Origin of the sequence: Dechloromonas sp. ARDL1, assembly GCF_051122455.1 — a bacterium.
Classification (GTDB): domain Bacteria; phylum Pseudomonadota; class Gammaproteobacteria; order Burkholderiales; family Rhodocyclaceae; genus Azonexus.
The window spans coordinates 1,646,732-1,666,479 of record NZ_CP168939.1; the positions used below are offsets into that span (position 1 = coordinate 1,646,732).

At 49.2% G+C, this 19,748-nt stretch carries 21 protein-coding genes; 4 read left to right on the forward strand and 17 right to left on the reverse strand.

Annotation, left to right across the window (positions count from 1 at the left end):
• Window positions 1-12 precede the first annotated feature (12 nt).
• From AB6Q56_RS08125 to AB6Q56_RS08135, 3 genes are all read right to left on the reverse strand, one after another.
• Complete coding sequence (locus AB6Q56_RS08125) at window positions 13-255, reverse strand: conjugal transfer nickase/helicase domain-containing protein (protein WP_434516558.1); 243 nt, start codon at window positions 253-255, stop codon at window positions 13-15.
• Window positions 156-413, reverse strand: coding sequence for a hypothetical protein (locus AB6Q56_RS08130; RefSeq protein ID WP_434516559.1), 258 nt, complete (start codon window positions 411-413; stop codon window positions 156-158). Before AB6Q56_RS08130 ends, AB6Q56_RS08125 begins: the two co-directional genes overlap by 100 nt.
• Window positions 414-481: 68 nt before the next feature.
• Window positions 482-1,039 (reverse strand): TraI domain-containing protein, encoded by a 558-nt coding sequence (locus tag AB6Q56_RS08135; RefSeq protein ID WP_434516560.1) that lies wholly within the window; start codon window positions 1,037-1,039, stop codon window positions 482-484.
• Window positions 1,040-1,179: 140 nt separating this feature from the next.
• Here AB6Q56_RS08135 and AB6Q56_RS08140 point away from each other — a divergent pair, with 140 nt between their 5' ends.
• The 4 genes from AB6Q56_RS08140 to AB6Q56_RS08155 all read left to right on the forward strand — a co-directional run bounded on the left by AB6Q56_RS08140 (window position 1,180) and on the right by AB6Q56_RS08155 (window position 4,965).
• Entirely contained in the window at window positions 1,180-1,446 is a 267-nt protein-coding gene (locus AB6Q56_RS08140; protein ID WP_434516561.1) for a glycosyltransferase, read from the forward strand.
• 17 nt (window positions 1,447-1,463) lie between these two features.
• A complete protein-coding gene (locus tag AB6Q56_RS08145; protein WP_434516562.1) occupies window positions 1,464-2,783 on the forward strand; it encodes a right-handed parallel beta-helix repeat-containing protein in 1,320 nt (439 codons plus the stop codon).
• Window positions 2,784-2,849: 66 nt separating this feature from the next.
• Window positions 2,850-4,043: a hypothetical protein gene (locus AB6Q56_RS08150; protein ID WP_434516563.1), complete on the forward strand. Its 1,194-nt coding sequence runs from the start codon at window positions 2,850-2,852 to the stop codon at window positions 4,041-4,043.
• Window positions 4,036-4,965, forward strand: a complete 930-nt coding sequence (locus AB6Q56_RS08155) for an AAC(3) family N-acetyltransferase (RefSeq protein WP_434516564.1) — start codon at window positions 4,036-4,038, stop codon at window positions 4,963-4,965. The genes AB6Q56_RS08150 and AB6Q56_RS08155 overlap by 8 nt, the downstream gene beginning before the upstream one ends.
• A gap of 8 nt (window positions 4,966-4,973) precedes the next feature.
• Here the strand turns inward: AB6Q56_RS08155 and AB6Q56_RS08160 are convergent, their stop codons facing one another.
• From AB6Q56_RS08160 to AB6Q56_RS08225, 14 genes are all read right to left on the reverse strand, one after another.
• Window positions 4,974-6,107: a N(5)-(carboxyethyl)ornithine synthase gene (locus AB6Q56_RS08160; RefSeq protein WP_434516565.1), complete on the reverse strand. Its 1,134-nt coding sequence runs from the start codon at window positions 6,105-6,107 to the stop codon at window positions 4,974-4,976.
• A gap of 20 nt (window positions 6,108-6,127) precedes the next feature.
• On the reverse strand, window positions 6,128-7,834 hold the full coding sequence (locus tag AB6Q56_RS08165; RefSeq protein WP_434516566.1) for a hypothetical protein: 1,707 nt from the start codon (window positions 7,832-7,834) through the stop codon (window positions 6,128-6,130).
• Window positions 7,831-9,294: an oligosaccharide flippase family protein gene (locus tag AB6Q56_RS08170; protein ID WP_434516567.1), complete on the reverse strand. Its 1,464-nt coding sequence runs from the start codon at window positions 9,292-9,294 to the stop codon at window positions 7,831-7,833. The genes AB6Q56_RS08165 and AB6Q56_RS08170 overlap by 4 nt, the downstream gene beginning before the upstream one ends.
• A 16-nt stretch (window positions 9,295-9,310) precedes the next feature.
• A complete protein-coding gene (locus AB6Q56_RS08175) occupies window positions 9,311-9,874 on the reverse strand; it encodes a GNAT family N-acetyltransferase (protein ID WP_434516568.1) in 564 nt (187 codons plus the stop codon).
• Window positions 9,875-9,982: 108 nt separating this feature from the next.
• The gene (locus AB6Q56_RS08180) at window positions 9,983-11,665 is read right to left on the reverse strand and encodes a hypothetical protein (RefSeq protein ID WP_434516569.1); all 1,683 of its coding nucleotides are present in this window, start codon (window positions 11,663-11,665) and stop codon (window positions 9,983-9,985) included.
• A 27-nt stretch (window positions 11,666-11,692) separates the two neighbouring features.
• Window positions 11,693-12,184 (reverse strand): hypothetical protein, encoded by a 492-nt coding sequence (locus tag AB6Q56_RS08185; protein ID WP_434516570.1) that lies wholly within the window; start codon window positions 12,182-12,184, stop codon window positions 11,693-11,695.
• A gap of 77 nt (window positions 12,185-12,261) precedes the next feature.
• A complete protein-coding gene (locus AB6Q56_RS08190; RefSeq protein ID WP_434516571.1) occupies window positions 12,262-12,789 on the reverse strand; it encodes an acyltransferase family protein in 528 nt (175 codons plus the stop codon).
• On the reverse strand, window positions 12,782-13,864 hold the full coding sequence (locus tag AB6Q56_RS08195; RefSeq protein ID WP_434516572.1) for a glycosyltransferase: 1,083 nt from the start codon (window positions 13,862-13,864) through the stop codon (window positions 12,782-12,784). Before AB6Q56_RS08195 ends, AB6Q56_RS08190 begins: the two co-directional genes overlap by 8 nt.
• Before the next feature lie 164 nt (window positions 13,865-14,028).
• Complete coding sequence (locus AB6Q56_RS08200; protein WP_434516573.1) at window positions 14,029-14,997, reverse strand: polysaccharide deacetylase family protein; 969 nt, start codon at window positions 14,995-14,997, stop codon at window positions 14,029-14,031.
• Window positions 14,990-16,342: a putative O-glycosylation ligase, exosortase A system-associated gene (locus AB6Q56_RS08205; RefSeq protein WP_434516574.1), complete on the reverse strand. Its 1,353-nt coding sequence runs from the start codon at window positions 16,340-16,342 to the stop codon at window positions 14,990-14,992. Before AB6Q56_RS08205 ends, AB6Q56_RS08200 begins: the two co-directional genes overlap by 8 nt.
• Complete coding sequence (locus AB6Q56_RS08210) at window positions 16,335-17,558, reverse strand: TIGR04063 family PEP-CTERM/XrtA system glycosyltransferase (RefSeq protein WP_434516575.1); 1,224 nt, start codon at window positions 17,556-17,558, stop codon at window positions 16,335-16,337. The genes AB6Q56_RS08205 and AB6Q56_RS08210 overlap by 8 nt, the downstream gene beginning before the upstream one ends.
• A 10-nt stretch (window positions 17,559-17,568) precedes the next feature.
• Window positions 17,569-18,381 carry a glycosyltransferase family 2 protein gene (locus AB6Q56_RS08215; protein WP_434516576.1) on the reverse strand — a complete coding sequence of 271 codons (813 nt, stop codon included), beginning with the start codon at window positions 18,379-18,381 and terminating at the stop codon, window positions 17,569-17,571.
• On the reverse strand, window positions 18,374-18,553 hold the full coding sequence (locus AB6Q56_RS08220) for a hypothetical protein (protein WP_434516577.1): 180 nt from the start codon (window positions 18,551-18,553) through the stop codon (window positions 18,374-18,376). The genes AB6Q56_RS08215 and AB6Q56_RS08220 overlap by 8 nt, the downstream gene beginning before the upstream one ends.
• The gene (locus tag AB6Q56_RS08225) at window positions 18,553-19,746 is read right to left on the reverse strand and encodes a glycosyltransferase family 4 protein (RefSeq protein WP_434516578.1); all 1,194 of its coding nucleotides are present in this window, start codon (window positions 19,744-19,746) and stop codon (window positions 18,553-18,555) included. Before AB6Q56_RS08225 ends, AB6Q56_RS08220 begins: the two co-directional genes overlap by 1 nt.
• Window positions 19,747-19,748: the final 2 nt, after the last annotated feature.

The following is a 19,748-nucleotide window of genomic DNA, read 5'->3' on the forward strand; positions in this document are numbered from 1 at the left end:
CCGACATCGAGCCTACTCAGGGCTGGTGGCGGGTGATAGTGCCAGATATGGATTGTCTGGCGGCGTGTTGTTGAACAGAACTCGTGGATATTTCAGCAAGTAGCCGTGGAGGCGCCGCGATTTCCGCGGCCTGGTGACCGTGCAGGTCCAGATGCTCAGACCGTTCGGTTGCTTGCGGTGCAGTTGCAGCTTCTCGAATCGTTTCTGCACCCATTGCCAATCGGCCAACTGTTCCTGCTTTGCATGGACGGCCACGCAGGTGCCGGTAATGGCGTGTAGATCAGTGTCACCGATTCAACAGATTCGAGGGACGGCGCTTCCATGGTTGGAGGAAGAGACTCGGTGGCCTTCCAGATCGCCTTGCCATCCGGCGTGGCCAGGACAATGCCATGGTCCTGCAGGACGTTGAACACCGCCGTGCTGTTCGACGGAATGCCGTCGATGTCCTGGGTCAGCCATCCATCCGAGCCCTGGGGCTGGTTCAGCTTGAATTCCTCCCGAGTAGATAGCGCAGGCCGTCCAGCAGCTTGCGCTGCAGCGCGTGCCTGGGCGCCGCCAATGCCTTACCTGGATCGCCGCCAGGTTCCTGGGCAACCGAGGCCTGGTCGGCCTGGATGACCAGCTCGCAGAGCGTGCCAGCATGCTCGTAACTGGCCGGCCAGGACGTAGAGCAGCCCGGTGGCGGCGCCGTGCAGACGGTATTCGCGGTCAGTCCGGTAGCGGTACGGCCTGACCGCCGCAGCGGGCCGTGCCAGGGGTGCCAGACCGTCCCGTCGGCGTAAACGACATGCAGGTCGACGGCGATCTTGCCGATGTCGTGCAGCAGTGCTGCGTAGGCGGTGCCCGCAGTCCAGGCTTCGGCCTGGGCGGCCTGGGCTTCCGGCGTGGCACCGGCCGGCAGGAGATGGGATTGCCTCAGCTTCAGCGCGTAGGCCACGATTTCCAGGCCGTGGTCCAGCATGCCGCCCGGGTAGGCGTGGTGGTAGCTTTCCGAAGCCGGAAAATGCTGGACCAGCTCGGCGTAGCGCTCCAGTGGCACCCGATACAGCCTGGCCCGTCAAGCGCCAGGCCGCCACGGCGGAGCGTATCGACCGGGCGCGAGACAAAACATGTTGATTGCTTGACGGAAATTTCTGGGGTTCCGGCTTACTCCAAGGTGGCGGCTGGTGACACGACTGCTTGCTCTACCCCACCTTGCAAGAAGCAATGGCCAGCGGCTTACCCTGTATCGCCACCGCTGTCGGGGGCACGCCCAAGCTCATCCGGGACGGCCAGAACGGACGCCTCATCCCTCCAGATGATGACAAAGCGCTTGCCAGCGCACTCTGGGAACTTCACAGCCAGCCCAACCTTGCGCGACAGTTCAGCATCGCCGCGCGCCAAACCGCGCTCGATTCATTTGCCATAAACGGCATGATGCGCGACTATGCTCGCCTGTTCTCCTGAAGCCTGAATTGGCCTCCATGCGGCTCGCCGACACACTTCTTCCCCGCCTACTGCTCCTTGGCTTCGTTGCATTGCCACCACACCCGGCCAGCGCCCACAATGGTCTACCGCCGGAGCCCACCTATCTGGGTGAAATCCGGCGTGGCACCGATGGAAGTCTCACCGTCACTCCGCCGGATAACAGCAGCACGGCCGAAACCCCAGGCCAGCGAGTCCTGCGCGTTGGTCCCCGACAAACCTATGCCACGATTGCCGCTGCAGCCCGCGTAGCCCGCGACGGTGATACCGTCGAAATCGACAGCGGCGACTACGTGGGCGACGTCGCCATCTGGAATCAGGATAACCTCACCATTCGCGGCATTGGCGGCCCTGTCCGCCTCTTTGCCAATGGGCGCCACGTTGAGCGCAAAGGAATCTGGATTGTGCGCGGTGGCCGCATCACGATCGAGAATATCAGCTTCCACGACAGCAAGGTGGAACACAGGAACGGCGCCGGTATCCGCTTTGAAAAAGGCCATCTTGTCATCCGCAACTGTGGATTTTTCGACAACGAGAACGGCATCCTCACCCACAACGACGAAACGTCGGAACTCGACATCGAAAATAGCGAATTTGCCCGCAACGGCTATGGCGATGGTCAAACCCACAATGTTTACGTCGGCAGCATCAAGCGCTTTCGCATGACCGGCAGCTATTCCCACCACGCAAATGTAGGCCAGCTCGTCAAATCCCGCGCCCGTGAAAGCCATATTGTCTACAATCGCCTCACCGACGAAACCGGTCGTGCCAGCTACGAAATCGATCTCCCCAGCGGGGGGATTGCGTACGTTATAGGCAACATCATTCAACAAGGTCCCTACGCCACCAACGGGCACATGATCTCGTTCGGTGTCGAAGGCTACAAATGGAATGAGAACACCCTCTACCTGATCAACAATACGCTCATCGATAACCGTCCAAACAACGGCTGGTTCCTGCTACTTAAATCCGGCCCGGCCAGCATCCATGCCATCAACAACCTTCTCTACGGTCCCGACCCCCTGAACCCCGCCGATCGCCCCAACGCCAAAACCAGACCCGACGGCCAACTACCTGGCATCTACGAGAACAATCAGCGAGTCAGGCTAGATGAATTCATCCACCCCGAAAACTATGATTACGCCCTGAAACCGGCATCACGACTGCGTAATACAGCCATCACAGTAGGCAAACCAGCCCTGACTGTAAGGCAGCAGTACCAGCACCCCATGGGGCTAATGGATATTTCAAAGCCGGTTCGTCATCCGGGGGCCATCCAGATCGACACTAACTCGCAGAACCAGAAAAGCGCTCTGTGAAAAACCCCCTACCAATTCCAGACCGACTACCTCAAGATTCCACTCAACAATTTTCCCCGTACCGCCATGCTGAACAAACTCAAATCTGCCCTCTTCGGTTCCGCCAAGCCAGTATTGACCGAGCTCGCCATTTCCGAGCAGAAACTCGATCACCAAGGCTTGCCACATGACGTTCCACCTCGTCATCAAGAGGCTATCAATGCGGCACTGACCTGGCTCTGTGCCGCGCAGGACAACTCCGCCTCTGCCGACGGCGGCGTGGCCCGTGACTACAGTCTGATCAAGGGCTGGGCAACCTCCTACCCCGAAACGACTGGCTACATCATTCCTACCTTCATTGACCTTGCCAAACGTACTGGCAACGAAACGCTGCACGAACGCGCCCGCCGCATGCTCGACTGGTGCGTCAAAATCCAGTTTCCTGAAGGTGGATTTCAAGGAGGCAAGATCGACGCAACACCGAAAGTTCCGGTAACCTTCAACACCGGCCAGATTCTGCTCGGACTCGCCGCCGGCGCCCGCCAGTATGACGACCCGAGCTATCTTCAAGCCATGCACAAAGCTGCTGCCTGGCTGCGCGATGATCTCGATGCTGACGGCTGCTGGCGCAAACATCCGACGCCGTTTGCCGCACCCGGCGAAAAAGCTTACGAGACCCATGTGGCCTGGGGGCTCTTCGAAGCTGAACGGGTTGCTCCTGGCCATGGCTATGGCGAAGCAGGACTGCGCCAGGTCGACTGGGCCCTCACCAAACTGACTGCGAATGGCTGGTTCGCATCCAATTGCCTGACGAATCCAAAGGCGCCGCTGACCCATACCATCGGATACGTTTTGCGTGGCGTAATCGAAGGCTACCTACTTTCCCGTCGCCCCGATTTCCTGGCTGCAGCCAGGAAAACGGCCGATGGCCTGCTACCTGCCATCCAGGCCGACGGTCGTCTTCCCGGCCGACTGGATGCATCCTGGCAAGGTGCGGTCAACTACGTCTGTCTGACTGGATCCGTTCAAATTGCTCACTGTCTCTTCCTGCTATACCGTGAAACCGGCAAACAAACCTACTTGGAGGCTGGATGCAAGCTAACGGCATACGTCCGGCGCACCGTCAGGCTCGACGGCCCTTCCGACCAAAAGGGTGGGATCAAAGGCTCTTTCCCGGTGGATGGTGGCTATGGTCAGTGGGAGTATCTGAACTGGGCAGCAAAATTCTTCATTGATGCTCATCTGCTCGAAATGGACATACAAGGAGAGGGTCATGCTTGATGGGCTGAAAACGACGATCAAGCGCATCATCGGCAAGGTCCAGCAAAAACGTCGCGAAGAAGAACTCAAACAAAGCCAGCCACACGTTACAACTGCCCAGATTACTGCCGATCTGAAAAAGATGGGCATTGAGCCAGGCGATATCCTCTTCATCCATTCTTCCCTGAAAAGTTTGGGCTACGTCGATGGCGGCCCAAAGGCCGTCATTCAAGGATTACTTGATGCCGTTGGCCCGGAGGGGACACTGCTCCTGCCGACCTATTACATGCCCGGCGGCTCCATCAGTGGCACATGCCAAATGGAAGACTACGTTTTCGACCCACGCATCCATGGCACTAACATGGGGGCGCTGCCCGAAGCATTTTTGCAGTTTCCCGACGTTCAGCGCAGCATTCACCCAACGCATTCGGTATCAGCCATCGGCAAGTATGCAAAACACCTGACCGAAGCCCATCATCTAGCCCCCTCTGTCTTCGGCAGAGGATCACCCTGGCAGCGATTTCACGAGTTGAACGGCAAAGTACTCGGTCTCGGCATCTCTATGGGTCCGGTAACGTTCTATCACCTACTTGAAGACACCTTGGGCAACGCCTTTCCTGTTTCCGTCTGGATGGAAAACACCTACCAAATCCCGTGCAAAGGCTGGAACGGAGAGGACTACCTTGTCCCGGTACGCCCCTATCACTCCGACGTCACTCAGCACCGTATCGACTATAAATCGCGCGATGATCTTCGGTCTTTCATGTACGAATATCTAAAGAGCAGCGGGTTACTCTCTTCCGGACAAGTTGGGCTCGCCAAAGCATGGTTTATTAGTGCCGAACACTTCTATGGACAACTTGAAAACCTCGCCCAAAAGGGAATCACAATTTATACACCGCCAGAAACTTTGTCGGGAATTAAACCAGGTATAACTGAGTAGTGATTCGTTCAGGTCTTATATCGATATGGATACTCTGCATCACGGTGTTGAAAGCGGAGGATGTTTTCGTTTAACACCTTGCCATCTCTGATCTCAATAGCATTTCCTATCTCACTCACCTCGTCCCAAGCAGCCTTCCCAGCCATCACCGCCGGAAGATAAGGTAAAAGCGCTTTAGAAATCTCTCGCGAGGCGGCACTCCAAAGATAACTGGGCGTGTGATCGACAGAATAATAAGTAACACCGTCGCCAACTGTAAAGACAGGATCGCCAAACGTGGTTGGCACAGCAAAGGGAAAGCCCATCCCTTGATCACAGCTTATATCGACAAGCATGGCATTTTTCTTGAATACACCAACCTCGTCTGCCTGGATGTACATCAACGGGTCATTTGTATCCTGAAGAACGCAGTTGCAGATCAAGTCCGCTTCCGAAATCAATTTTTTAAGTAGCGTGCGTTCCTGGCTTGCATCAACCGAATAAAGCTGACCATCAATATTTTGCAGTGTTGAAAAATACACATCCGGGTGCTTATCCGCTACCAGATGGCTAGGCCTTCTCGTTACAACCAGAATGTTATTGAAGCCACGACTATGAAGTGCGTGGATCGCCCCACGTGCCACCGAACCATAACCCAAAATCAGAACGAACCGCCTGGGACCATAAAAGCCATCAATACCTTTGATTTGCAACGCATGGTGAACAGCACAATAACCTGCAAGCTCATTGTTCTTATAGAAAATATGCATTTGCTTTTCATTACCGCGACTCCAACTGTGCATGGCTTCCCATGCAATCAGTGTCAATTTTCGATCGATGGCAGCTTGGGCAATTGCATGCTGCTGAACACAGTGAGGCCATCCCCAAAGAACCTGACCCTCACGCATTTCCAGCAAATCCTCAGCAAGTGGTTTGGGGAAGATCAGCAAGTCAGATTCTGAAAATATGTTTTCTCTATGGTCTACTTTGGCTCCCAAACCTTTGAAATATTCATCTGCATAGCCAAAATCAAGGCCATATCCTTTTTCAAAAGTCAAAAATGAACGTAGCTCAGGTGCAATCCATGGCAGATGCTCTGGATATATAGGAACTCGCCGTTCAAATGGCTTTTTTGATGTCTTGACTATACCGGTCTGTAACATATCCGCCTCCACCCAACAAACTACCTTAGAAAATACCCCGTTCTGATCTCTGATCGAATGTATCTCGCCAACGTTTCAAAAAGCCATGGTCTACTATATTTAAGTGCCAAACGGCTTCTAAAAAGCGCAAAGTAATATTTATTCAGACCATGAATGCGAGATTCGATTGCATCAACAATTTCTGCTGAGAAAAAATATTGATGCTCGACCTTATCAAGCTGATTCGAATCACCTATGGGGAGTGGCGGAAGTACTGCAGGCATAGCCCTCGACCCTGGAATAGAAAAATAATGAGGGTAATATTTTTCTAGGCAGTATTTTTGCAAAAAAACACGATACTTCTCCCCTGGATAAAACTCCAGAGTTTTTCTGACATGTCCAAGTTCGAGATAAGGAAAAACCACCAAACTACCAGGCGCCTGATTCATCAAGATCCACGGCGCAATCGATCGGCGGGTACGAAGTAAAAGGAAAGCAAGTTCACACTGATTAGTTCCCGGTGGCAGCGAATTCAAATAATCTCGATAGGCCTGTCTATAGCCATCATAGACTTCCCCCTGGTATCCCAAGGTACGGGCAAAGCCGGGTTTAGCTGTCTCATTGAAGAGGATATCGATATTATTTTCATAGTTGACATGAAACCCGGGAAAAACAAAACCAGAATTTCCCAGGGCATCTCCACCCAAACCATCAAAAATACAAGCAGCAGTGTTCCCTCTCAATGCCTCAAAGAGGCCCATGGACCAGCCATGCATGAGACTTTCGCTACCAATCAGAAGATCACGCCGCGCCAAATCTGCAGACAAACCTTCAGGCGTTCGAGCAGGAACCAAGCGGTTTGGCCGTCCGAATCGCCGTGCTACTTCGGGACCAAACCGCCCATCGATATCGTAGTAGCGATTACCAATACGCTTGTACGCCTGAGCTGTAATGGTTTCAAACTCAAGATTTTCCTCATTTAAAAACCCAAACATACGCCTTGAGTCATACCCACTGGACAGTGGCAATACGATATCGCCATGCGCTAGTGCAGTGCAACGCTGCATAGCCTCTCGAAAAGCTGACTCCACCTCTTGAGCAGCACTATCATCTACAAAACGATCACCTTGCCCTAAGTTGCTCCAACACCCCCAAGGTTGCCAGATAATATGGCCACTGGCGTCAATGCTTGCCTGCATACCGGGAGGGAAGCGTTTTATGTCGGCATGACAAGTATGTTGATCAAAAGCAAAACCATAATTTAGCAGCGAAATCTCACCACTTGTGTCCGATTTATCCCCCTGCCGCCTTAAAAGAACGTTATGGCTTGACAAGTAAAATATACCATTGTCAATTCTATAAAACAGAGGTGATACACCAAACAGGTCTGATCGTACAATCAGCGATTTAGAATGCTTGTTGTAACGAATAAAAGCAAAAACACCATTCTCCAACGACTTCGGCAAAACTTCTGTCACACGATTATCGTAACTTGAGATACCAATATCCAATTCATAGCCACGAAAAATTGTGACAGCTTGCGTGGATTCAATGGCCAAGGATGAGGAATGATGCGTGGATAGAGAAGATAAAAAAACGATGCCAGGGATTTGGATCGAATCTATGCTCCTACTATCAGCAATATCTAGATGAAATTCTGTACCATTGAGAGCCATGGCAAGGAAAAAAAACTCAACACCCTCGAAATTATTTTCCAGCCAAGCAAAATCGCATACTCTCGTATTCACTTGCCGAACCTTTCTTTGATGCGCTCGAATACATACATCTCAGGCCCTGCCGGCCTTGATTGCAGCAGCCAAAGAAGGAGCACTGTAATACCATAAACGAACGCTCCTGTTGAGGCGGTAATCAAAAACCTTGAAACTTCATTTTGGTCCGAAATAGCGTCAAAAACAAAATAAATAATGAATAACACCATCAAAATTGACGCCAAAACTGGACGAATAGAATTATCAAAAAGATCTTTTAATTTTGCTTGAGGAACAAGTTTCTTAAATACGTAATAACCAAAAACAGTACCAAGCCCTAGGCAGGACAACCGAATCAAAGCAACATTCTCCATCGTGATCGGCCACGGACTAAAATAAAACGCAAAACCAAACAAAACAAGCTGTACAAATGAAATCCACATGACCACCTTGAAAAATCCATTTGCCATCATCAGATAATTTGGAGCACTAATAACCGAAGAAGTTATATTAAAGAATGCTACAACCTGCAGCGCGCCCACCACAAAAACCCATTTTTCACCTAAAAGAATACGTACAGTCTCATCGGCCAACAAGCACAACCCAACAGAAACTGGAATTGTTATCAATAAATGGATTCCTTGTGTCAGATTCATTATTCTAAGCTGCTCGTTTATATCATCACGCGCTCTGGTAAGCATTGGAAACAAGACACGATTGATGGGACTCAACACTTCCGAACTTGGTAAATCGGCTACTTCGCAAGCGACTGTATAGCCCCCCATAGATGCCGTATTTGTACCGCCCCCCAGAACCACCTTGTGAAAATTTCCGTCAACATACATAAAAATATTCTTGAGCATCAAAAATATCGACACCCCCATCATTTCCGATATTTTTCCCAAACTAAAACGAGGACGCATCGGATGCATCCAAAAGCTCAACGCGACGCCAAAGAGACGCATCATGACGGTACCAATGACAAGCGCAAAATAGGAACGAAGCGCCAGAGCCAATCCGATAGTGACAAAAAAGCCGAATATTCGCCGAGTGAATAGATAACGAAACTCCCTGGTGAAACGCATATCCCTTTGAAAATTAACTACTCCAATGTTTTCAAATGTAGCAATCCAACCTGCGAAGGCCAAACCGACTAACACCAGCTGAACGCGTTCATCACCGAAATATTGCGCTACGAATAAAGAGGCCGACGACAAAAGTAAAAACAGGAGAAACCCTTGAAGAATTCTTACGGTCCAACCGGTGTTGTAATGATCTGATGTAGGGTTTCTTGCTTGAATGAGAAAGACATTAACGCCAACATCAAGCATCGCTTCAGCCAAACCAATGACTATTGATGCCATTGCGATAAGCCCAAAATCCTCCGGCATCAACAGTCGGGCAAGAATCAACGTGCTGACAAAGCCGATCAGGCGATCAATCCAGCGCAATGAAACGACGAGAATTGCACTCTTCAGAGGCGTATCCCCTGATTTCAAAATAACGTCTCCTTAATCATGATTCATCGCAGGTTTTTCTGCTCTCTAAAAAATGAACATCAACCGGGAATGGGTTTACTCCACGACGAGAATGGCTGCAACCTGATTCTGAAAACATCGTATAGAAACGAAACAATCCAAATCTGAAAAATCGAATACCAAGATAAAACCCAAATCCAAGCCGAGAAAACACTTTCCTAATCGAAACATTACGGCTATCGCAGCATATATATATTCGATTAAACCCTTCTGTTTGCAGCTTATTTAAAACAGCTTCCAATAAGCGATTCGAGAAACCTTGTCCTCGAAATTCATCTTTCACCACCACATGTGTCAAATAAACGGAATTATTCGGAATAACCTTCTTCACATCAAGAAAGTCTAGATTAATCTCATAAAATTGTGCCCAACAACTCGCCACTACAACGCCATTGTCTTGGAGCAAAAAAAATCGATGTAATGGATTTTTTATAAGTTGGCGGGCTTCTTTAATAGTTACCCATCCAAAAACCTCGTCATCAGCAACATCGTTTTTTACTTCGCGCAGGCTAATCGTACCCGAACAGGGAGCCAGCTTCATCTTATGATCCAAGCAGAAGAATGAATACCAGTCGTATTTAAACACGAAGCCGAGGCGCCCAAAATAATACACAATTAGCTTAAGCATCAAAAACACCAAGAAAATAAATCACTTCCGTCTAGCCAACGAAAAATACCGATTAACTCTCAGAATCTGCTTAAATATATAGCTATTTTTGTACAACCCGATAATAGCAAAGCAGCACAGAACCACTAATATTACTGCACGAATTTCTTTATTCTGCACCGATAGATTAATCGACCTCAACGCCAAAAAAGCCCATCGCCTCGCATCACGTCGGTTAGTTTCTCTTTCATAACCCCATTGAGAAACTCCACGACCCTCTTCATATGGCACAGGACATGGAATTGAACCGGGATAGGATTGCCAAGGAACAAGCTTTATTGCCGGCGACAGATGGTCCAACAAGCGATAATAATAACCATGGCCGACCAGTTCTTTACTAATATTTGGAATACGAAGAGCTGCACCGATCACTCGGCGATCATAATAGGGTAATAGCAGCTCCCTTGTTTCACTACACAAACCAGAAAAATACTCATGCAAATGCCGCCTTAAGTCATTAACCAAATAGAGCACATAGGCAGCCTTTAGCTCATCCCGAAAACCGATATGATCAAGCTGACTACGCAGACCATCTCGACATGCATCTATAATGTTATCTCTAAATTTATCACCACCAATATACTTTGATGGTTGCTGATGGATCATTAAATTCACGAAATCATCAAAACAAGAACACTGGAAAAACTCTGGTTTTATATCGATAAAACCGAAAATTTCACCACCGCCATCTCCAGAAAAAATCCTTTTCTCTGGCAAGCCGCTTTGGGCTGCGTTTAGAGAAAATGACGTTGTTTCTCCTTGAGCAAGGCAGTGATATTGCTTCTGGAAATTGTTAATTCGTAGACTAATCCTCGATGATTCTGAAAATTGCTCTGCAAAAATTCGATCCAATGTCCCAACAAGTGAATAGTTAGCAGCAGTCACCTGATGGCCTTCCTCAAGCAACTCCGAAACAATCACACGTGAGTCCAGTCCCCCGCTAAGCAAGGCTACTTGCGACTCTCCCGACTGAACTCGGTCATGGATAGCAGCCCTAATAGCCAAGGCACTCGCTTCTAAACTAGATTCTATTGCCGTAAATGTCTCTAGTTCTACTGGAAATCGCTCGTAATAAGCAACTTCAAACTCTCCTCTAGAACAGCGAATATACTCTCCCCCGCGGAGAACCTTGATCTCGTTAGCCAACGTTCTATCAGACAGCGGGTACCCGAAGCAAAAATCTTCGCTGGCTGCCTGAAAATCGAGCGAGCAAGGCTTGGGAATAAGGCGTCTTATCAGTTCAAAGGAAGTACCAAAAATCAATACCCCTTCATGAACAGCATGAAACAGTGGGCGCCCTCCGAGAAAGTCTGTTGCCAACCACAATTCGTCAGCTAACGCCGCAAAAGCAAACGTTCCATTTGCTCCTTTGAGCATCGATTTGATCACTTCGCCAGAAAAATCAATTTCCCCCGAAGCAAGTTCGATAAGCGTTTTTTCAGAGTCCTTGGCGACTAGGTCACCACAAAGCGAAATTCCAACCCTGGAAATTTTCCTCTCAAGCACAAACACATTAGAAACGAGAAGGCTACGATGCTGATTTCCAGACTCCATCTGAAAAAATCCACCTATTTGACCAACCTCCCGCAGAATCCCTTCTTTTATTTCTTTGCAACAATATTCGGATCCAGAAAAATCATAATAACCAAAAAAATGACCAAGCATAGAATGACCCGAAATTTTAGTTTGTTATTAACAAGGCTTACCAACTAATCGACGATCAAGCCATCGCATCAAATAAACTGCTTTTTTTTCTGTAACCAACGACAAAACCCAACAAACCAGCAGCACAAAAAATACAACAGGAATAGCAGATATCTCACTCTCAACAGAATAAATATTCATTCTTTTCAGCATATACAACAAGGGAAAATGATACATATACAGCGAAAATGTCATGCCAGAATATGCTGAAATACACTGAGCGATGCGATCGGAAAAAAATGAACCTCCCTGCATCAAGAAACGAGCAGAAAATATATTGGAAAATACACACAACGCCAAAATATAATCAGTGACAAACCTCTGGGAATCTGCCATCCTCCAAAAACCAGGAACCTTATGATGCAGATAATCTTTTACGCCGTCATCGACTCCATTATTAACAATAAAATATATCACCCAAAGACTACCAAAGAATAGAAAAACCAATAGCGGATTCCCAAATGAGCAAGTAGTTTTCATGGATGATAAACGAACCCCAAGCAGCCATATGGGAAAGAGCAACAGAATAGCCGGCCCAGCAATCAAGCAAACCAAGCCTAGAACATAAAAACGCGCCCTACCTTTGTAGTAAATAAAACACCCGAATAGTACGTAGTACCACACTTCATAACATAATGACCAATAAGGTCCATTCCAGGGAACCTTGGCACCCCCCCCCATGACTCGTTCAAAAACAAAATGGGGCCAAGAAAATTTATCCAGGTAAAATCCTGTGACAAATATCCTGGAAAATCGCCAGCCACATAATAAACAACGCCTTTCAAAAAAAAACCAAGAAATATGGCCGGTATCGCAACAGAATATATTCTGGAAACCCTTGCTAAAATATATGATTTCCACCCATGTCCTTTTTTTGTCGAATGCGCGATTACCAATCCTGACAACACAAAAAAATAAATTACTGCACTGTGCGCATAATCCGAAAAAAAACCACCCTCAGGGTAAAATCCAAATTGCTTCATATGGCCGAGCAGAACAGCCACTGCGGCAATAAATCGCGCCAGGTCAAGGTAGACGGATAAATTCCGATCTAAAAATATAGTATCGCTTTCTGTTCTATTCACTCATCAACTCTTGGAAACAGGAGGCCAACTCCACGGCTTGACTACCTCTCGAGAAACGAAATGCAGTCGACGCACGCGCTCTTTCTTTGGACTTAAAATCAAAACTCGACGACCTTTCCATGAAAAGTTCCAGGCAATGTTCAATTTCGACTGCCGAATCAATATTTGCCCCAATGTAGGCGTCAAACTCTTCGAGAATGCGAGCAGTGTCTCCTTGTGGATCCACCAAGCCTAAAATCGGCTTTCCCGTCCTGAGATATTCGTATATTTTTGCCGGGATTTGAGCATTGAATTGCTTTCCTTGAAAAACCAAGAGGAGATCTGCCCCCAGCATTTCACTGATGGCTTCCCTATATGGTATTGGCGGTGCAATCTCGACAATATCCGAAAGACCAAACGTTGCTGCCAACTGCGCAACTTCGTCGCCGTGATGTGGTGCCCGAAATCGAATCTTCAATCGGCTACGCTCGATAGAGTAGTTGTTGATTGACTGGGCAATAGCTTGGAAGAATGCTGTGGGATTTCTGTCGCGGGGATAAATGATTCCACTGTGCAGCATCAGCAGTTGCCCCTCACTCACACCATCCCTCTTCGCCACATTTCCGGCAAATACTTCTTCATCGTAACCATTTTCAATGACGCGACATTTTTCAGCTGCGCCTGGATAACGCTGGCGATAGGTTTCTGCAGCGCGTTCGGTTGTGAATACACAACGTTTAGCATAGCGAAAAACTTGTCCTTCCAGCCACTGCCATACACGACGCTGTAGGGGGTTACTTGGGTAGTCACCATTGATCATCGGATCACGGAAGTCGGCAACCCAAGGTAAGCCAGATAAGCGACTTAGCGTCAATCCGATCAGGTGTGCAGTGCTGATGGGATAAGTACTCCAAATAACGCTTGGTTTCTCACGGCGAATTTGTCGCAATCCACTAAGCACTCCACCAATCCACCATGCCGACCAACGATCCGGCAAGGCCACAATCCCGGGGTATTTGCGTTTGATTCCCAAATGCTTGGCAGCATCCAGCGCAAAAGCCCGTACAACCCGAATCTCTGGCGGAATACTCGCCATCAAATCATTGCTGCAACTTTCGTAAGCCCGCGGATGTGCCGAGAGTACAAACGGAGTCCAACAATTTTTCGGGAGATACTTGGCAAAGTTGAGTGTTCTCTGAATCCCACTACTGCCAGCCTGAGGTGGGAAGTGAAACGCAATCATCAATACCTTAGTGTTACTCATACCTTCACCATTTGGGGTGATACACGCATATTGCGCAAAAATTGCAATGCACTTCTCCAGGAAGAGCGTGCCCAAGGGGTAAAGCGTGGCAGTTGAAAAGGGTCTGTATCGCTGCGAGAAACCCCCGGAGCCGTAGTGACTGCATAGCGGTAGCCGACAGCTTCAACAAGAGCAACGTGACTGGCATTGAAATCACAGTCCGGGCGACCGTTTGGATACGCAAATGCCGTTACCGGCTCCCGTAGGATGGCTTCCAATTCTTCTTTGCAGCCGCCAATTTCATCCTTGGCCTGAGCGACATCACAAGAGGTAAGAATAGGATGATGTCGAGAATGTCCACCGATTTGAAAGCCCGCATCGCGTAAGCGAATCAGATCTGCCGATCTGAAAGGCCGATAGTCTCCGCTCAATGGCAAGTCAGCTTCAAGTACGGCAATTGCTGCTTCTCTTTCTGATAAGGGTAAATATTTGAGATGGTTCTGCACTGCGATTATCGTTTGAGACAAACTACTCTCCGCGCCTGTGCTTGTAGCAAACTCAAATCCATGAGGCAGTCTCTCCACCCCACGCCTGGCCAACGCAATGGCGACACGTTCGTGCCAGAACGGCTTTGAACAGTTGATTTGAGCACTGGTTACAAAAAACGTAGCTGGAACTCTGTGCTCCAAGAGTGCTGGTACGACATGATCGAACCAATCCGCGTAACCATCATCAAAAGAAAGAACAGCTGATCGCGGTGGTAAATCGTGAATCTTTAAACGATGTATGGCTTCATCGAGTGGCAAGAAATTAAACCACTCCTTAAACTGCTCTAACCCCCAGGAAAAATCACTAGCCAGTACCTCCCCTTCAATATATTTTGGCGCATCAAGTGGGACTTTATGGTACTGAAGTATTGTTAATGCACCGTTCGATGCACTGTTTAACTTTCGTCGAATTACCGCATTGAACATAGCCTCAACCATCCAAATTTATTTTTCTGTTCAATGAGAGGCTAGATTGGGCACTCTTTTTGTTCACGACATCAGAAACGGCTTGGATGTGATTTTGAAGAACAGCCAGCAACATGACAATAACATAAAATAACTCCAAATAGCCCAGGCTGACGCCAGCCCCACCAATACAGTAAGCTACAAGTGCCAATCTCAATGCGTCGGCAAGATCTCTAGCCCAAATTAAATTCTCTTCTCCAGTTGTAAGCTTCCGAATCCGACCAGCAGTCAAAAATGCATTTATGATTATTGAAATAAAAAGTAAAAGTCCAACCAGACCAAGATCACCCAGTATTTCGAAGTAAATGCTATGAGCAGCTCTCGGATGTTGTGCATCCGGCAAAGGCGTTGATATAAACGAGAGAAAATCCAGCTTATAAATAAACTCCTGCCACACAGGGGCAGCTTGAATTGCGTGCAGGCCACCACCAAATATCGGGTTTACAAGTGCAACGGCAGTACTGACTTTCCAAGCAATAACTCGCCCCATAAATGACTCATCAGCATCAGCGGTCTTTATTGTTTCTATGCGACTAAACCACTCTTCAGGCGCCATTTGAAATGCCAGGAAAGAAATAACCGCCAGAAGAAAAAAGGAAAACACCTTTCTGCGCGCGGTGAAGGCATACCATAAACCGACAACGGAGATACAAAGAAAGCCTCCGCGGGAATGAGTAGCAACAATCGCAAGCACGGTCAAAATCAGTCCAGCGGCGGCAGCATATTTTGCAATCTGTGCTTTGAGGTGAATCATCAAAAAAATCAGCAGTGGCAAAACCATCCCCATCCCAACGGCAAAATGGTTGTTATCGCTCAACATTGAAGTTTCGATACCACGAACCTTGTGAGCGCCCCCGCTGGAAATAAGTTTTAGACCTTCGACAACACCATGAAAACCCAACGCTAAACATATAACCACGACCAAGGCATGGATTCGAAGACGTGTGCTGACAAAAATTGGCATCATCAACACAAAAAACATTGCCTTGACGAACCCTTCGTAAACCTGAACGTTCCACGGATTATTATCGTAGCCAAACAAAGCAGAAAGGCTCACATGGAATGTGAAGGCAATTAACAATAGTGTTGAGCTATTGGCACTGATCTTACCCTTTAAATCCACTTTCCCTAAAAGCCAAAGTCCGATTGCGATCGCCGCAAAAATCAGGTTGTAACGTAACCCCTGCATGAATCCGAATAGATAGTAAACAGGCGACAAAAGTGCTGTCCACCCCCACAAAAGATAAGCGTTGTAGCTGTTCTTGAATGCGAGTGGCAGCAAGGCTAGCATTGCGAAGAACATCGCAATGTCACGCATCCTCGCCCCCAATCTCTTGACATGCACCTCCGTAAACCTGCACGTAGTTGGCAACGCTATTTGTCCAGTTTCGCTCGTTACGAACAAATGCCAGACCATTTTCGCAAAGGGTCTTTTGAAAATCTGGCCGACCAATGAGTCCACTAATCGCTTCGATCAAGGCCCCAAGGTTGTCAGCCTTGAACAACACACCGGTCACGCCGTCCTTAACCAGTTCATGGTGGCCCCCGACATCAGAAGCGATAAATACCTTGCGTTGGGCCATGGCTTCCAATGGTTTGAGTGGGGTCACCAGTTCAGTGAGGCGGAGAGACTTTCTTGGATACACGAGAATATCGATCACCGAGTAATAGCGCTCAACCTCGGCAAAGGGTACTTTGCCGGTAAAGATCACTGCGCTCTGCAGCCCTAATTGTTCAGTTTTCTGACGTAGTGCCTGATCCTGCATGCCTCCACCGACCAGCAGCAGCTTGATGTCCGGATTCCGTTTCAGGAGATCCGGCATGGCTGCGATCAGGAGATCCAGCCCTTCATAGTCATAAAAGGAACCGATAAACCCCAAGGTGTTTCCGGCCACAAAGCCGTATTGCCCGGCCAGCGCTTCATCCCGAGGCATTTCCTTGGAGAATCTCTCATATTCGACAGCATTGGGGATGACGGTAATCGGTGCATTGCAAAGCCCTCGCGCTTCAATATCGCGCTTGAGTCCTTCGCAAATTGTCGTAACACGGTCGGCTCGTTTGAAAACAAAATTTTCCAGGCCGCGGGTCAGCTTATAACGCAATCCGCCTTCGCTGCTGGTACCCTGGTCTACCGCAGCATCCTCCCAGAAGGCACGTACTTCATAAACAAGTGGCAAGCCAAAGCGCTTTGCCGCCAAGTGGGCGGCAACACCATTCAATGCCGGCGAGTGTGCGTGCAGCACGTCGGGCTTGAGAGTCGGAATCAACTGACACAAGCGGGCATAAACCAGCCAGATCGTCCAGAATTGCTTGATGACGGGCAATCGTCCCCAGATTGAGGGGCGGTCTGCAGTGCGGTAAAAGGTCATGCCGCTTACAACTTCTTCAGCATCGGCTGTCGAGTTTTGTCGAGGGCCTGTGACTGGATAAACGATCCAGCCACGTGCTTGTTGTTGCTGAAGAATGGCCCAACTGCGAGAGGAATAGCCATCCTGCAAAGGGAGTGAATGATCGAAAACGTGCAGAATTTTCATGAGATAGATATCAGGCAAAACGCCGGAGCCGGCGGTAGAGCGCGCTCAGCCCGAACCCGTAGCGGTGCTTCAGGAAAAGATACAACAAGCCCTTGGCGTGTCGGATGGTGAATTTGTTAATCCCGGCCAAACCCTTGGGCCGGGATATTTCTTGCGCATCATGAACGACGGAAACCTCGGGGTAGTAGTGAACCTGATATCCGGCGCGCCAAAGGCGAATGCAATAATCAACATCTTCGGGCGAATAAAAAATGCGCTCATCGAGCAATCCGGTTGCCTCGACTGCTGCCTTGCTCAACAACCAGCAGGCTGAAATAGCGTAGTCGACGGGGCCTGCTTCTGCTGGCGGCTCGCGCTTCTCGAGCTCGCGCAAAGCAAAGTATCGCTTGATCTTTCGCGATACGGTTGGAAAGACATCGACGCTCAATTGAAAACGCCCATCCGGATAAATAAGCTTTGGTGCGACAAGTCCGGCTTTCGGGTTACCCGCCTGATAGGCCAGCATGGCAAGCAATGCCTCCGGATTCATATAAGCATCGGAATCGAGTACGAGAACAGACCTCCCTTGCGCCGTACGGAGGGCAAGATTGCGGGAGCGCGTGGTGCCCGTATTTTCGGTGAGGTAAAACACCTTCAAACGCTCACCAAACCGCGCCTGCAAGCTCTTGAGGATATCGACACTGCCATCGATTGAGCCATTTTCGACAACAAATACCTCTCCCTTGAGGCTTGCGGCGTCATAGCTTGCCATCAGGCTGCAAACACAGGTTTCGATGTAGCGCTTCGAATTGAACGATAGAACGACGGCTGATACGTCAATCATGATTTTTAGCCTTATGACCGTTGACCGTAGCAGTCTTATTCACAGGAAGTTTCATGCTGAAAATTCCCAACTGGGCGTGCTTCATCGCCTCATGATCCCGATCATTTCGATTAACCAGGATCAACAGCCAAATCACACAGATTACGTCGATGAGATAAAGCAAACCTTCCATTAACCCATTTCCCCACAAACTTTCTCGAAGACTGCCAACTGGTGCTGCGTGGTTTCCTCCCAAGAGAACGCTTCGGCATAGCGTCGCGTTGCGGCACGATCAGGATAGGTAGCAAGCAGTTGGTCAAGTGCCGCCATCAAACCCTGCACATCACGTGATTTGGCAAGTTGGCCGGCATCTGCACTGGCGACGACCTCTGGCGTACCGTTAACGGCCGTTGCAACGACCGGCGTCCCGGAAGCCATAGACTCCAGCAAGACATTGGCCCAGCCCTCCCGACTGGAGGCAAGGAAGGTCACATCTGCGGCACTAAACCACAGATGCAGCTTGTCGTTGGGCTGCTGCCCGACAAGTTGCAGGCGATTCGCAACACCGAGCGATTTCGCGCGTGCTTCGAGTTCAGCACGCATCGGCCCGGCCCCGAGAATCACCAGATTGGCATCAGTGCGCTCTGCCAGCATATCGACCAACAGATGGTGCCCTTTCAATTCGATCAAATTGCCAACCGAAATCCAGAGCATCCCGGAATGCTCTATGCCCAAGGCTTGACGTGCCGCACTACGGTCAACTGGAAAAAACCGCTGTAGATCGACACCGTTCCGAATGCTGTGTACCTGTTCACGATCAGCACCGAGTTCGATCAACTGCTCGGCCAGATCTCGGCACACGCCAATGTTGGCGCCGGCCTTGGCGACTGTGCTACGCAAAAAGCTCGCTGGCGTCTTGAACTGTCGGTAGAGGTTAATATCCGATCCTCGCGCGGTACAGATAAACGGCTTTCCGATTTTCTCCGCAATGATTGATGCTGCGACACCGTCGGGATAATAGAAATGTGCGTCGATCAGGTCGAAATCAAACCCGTCGCGAATTATTTTCCGAATCGTCGGCAAAGCACCTGCAGCCAGCACATAAGGTGCAATGTTCTGCCCGATCTTTGGGGGCAGAAAGTACCTTGGGTGGAAAACCTCAATCCCGTTCCGCTGCTCGAAACGGGGGGTCGCAGCCATTTTGGCGTAACTGCCGAAACTGGGATTCGTGGAGGGAAACCACGGAACCGGCGCGACAACCTTGCTTTCGACACGACCGCTCTTAAGCAACTCACGCAAACGCGTTTCTACAAACACTCCGTGAACAGGTCGAATACTGCTGGGGTACAAGGTCGAGAACAGGAGGGTTTTGAACGTTGATGCCATGA

Coding starts and splice junctions, on each gene's coding strand:
- AB6Q56_RS08145 (WP_434516562.1), top strand. CDS start 1,464: ATGCGGCTCGCCGACACACTTCTTCCCCGCCTACTGCTCCTTGGCTTC.
- AB6Q56_RS08150 (WP_434516563.1), top strand. CDS start 2,850: ATGCTGAACAAACTCAAATCTGCCCTCTTCGGTTCCGCCAAGCCAGTA.
- AB6Q56_RS08155 (WP_434516564.1), top strand. CDS start 4,036: ATGCTTGATGGGCTGAAAACGACGATCAAGCGCATCATCGGCAAGGTC.
- AB6Q56_RS08160 (WP_434516565.1), bottom strand. CDS start 6,107: ATGTTACAGACCGGTATAGTCAAGACATCAAAAAAGCCATTTGAACGG.
- AB6Q56_RS08175 (WP_434516568.1), bottom strand. CDS start 9,874: ATGAAGCTGGCTCCCTGTTCGGGTACGATTAGCCTGCGCGAAGTAAAA.
- AB6Q56_RS08180 (WP_434516569.1), bottom strand. CDS start 11,665: ATGCTTGGTCATTTTTTTGGTTATTATGATTTTTCTGGATCCGAATAT.
- AB6Q56_RS08185 (WP_434516570.1), bottom strand. CDS start 12,184: ATGAAAACTACTTGCTCATTTGGGAATCCGCTATTGGTTTTTCTATTC.
- AB6Q56_RS08195 (WP_434516572.1), bottom strand. CDS start 13,864: ATGGCGAGTATTCCGCCAGAGATTCGGGTTGTACGGGCTTTTGCGCTG.
- AB6Q56_RS08200 (WP_434516573.1), bottom strand. CDS start 14,997: ATGGTTGAGGCTATGTTCAATGCGGTAATTCGACGAAAGTTAAACAGT.
- AB6Q56_RS08205 (WP_434516574.1), bottom strand. CDS start 16,342: ATGCGTGACATTGCGATGTTCTTCGCAATGCTAGCCTTGCTGCCACTC.
- AB6Q56_RS08210 (WP_434516575.1), bottom strand. CDS start 17,558: ATGAAAATTCTGCACGTTTTCGATCATTCACTCCCTTTGCAGGATGGC.
- AB6Q56_RS08215 (WP_434516576.1), bottom strand. CDS start 18,381: ATGATTGACGTATCAGCCGTCGTTCTATCGTTCAATTCGAAGCGCTAC.
- AB6Q56_RS08220 (WP_434516577.1), bottom strand. CDS start 18,553: ATGGAAGGTTTGCTTTATCTCATCGACGTAATCTGTGTGATTTGGCTG.
- AB6Q56_RS08225 (WP_434516578.1), bottom strand. CDS start 19,746: ATGGCATCAACGTTCAAAACCCTCCTGTTCTCGACCTTGTACCCCAGC.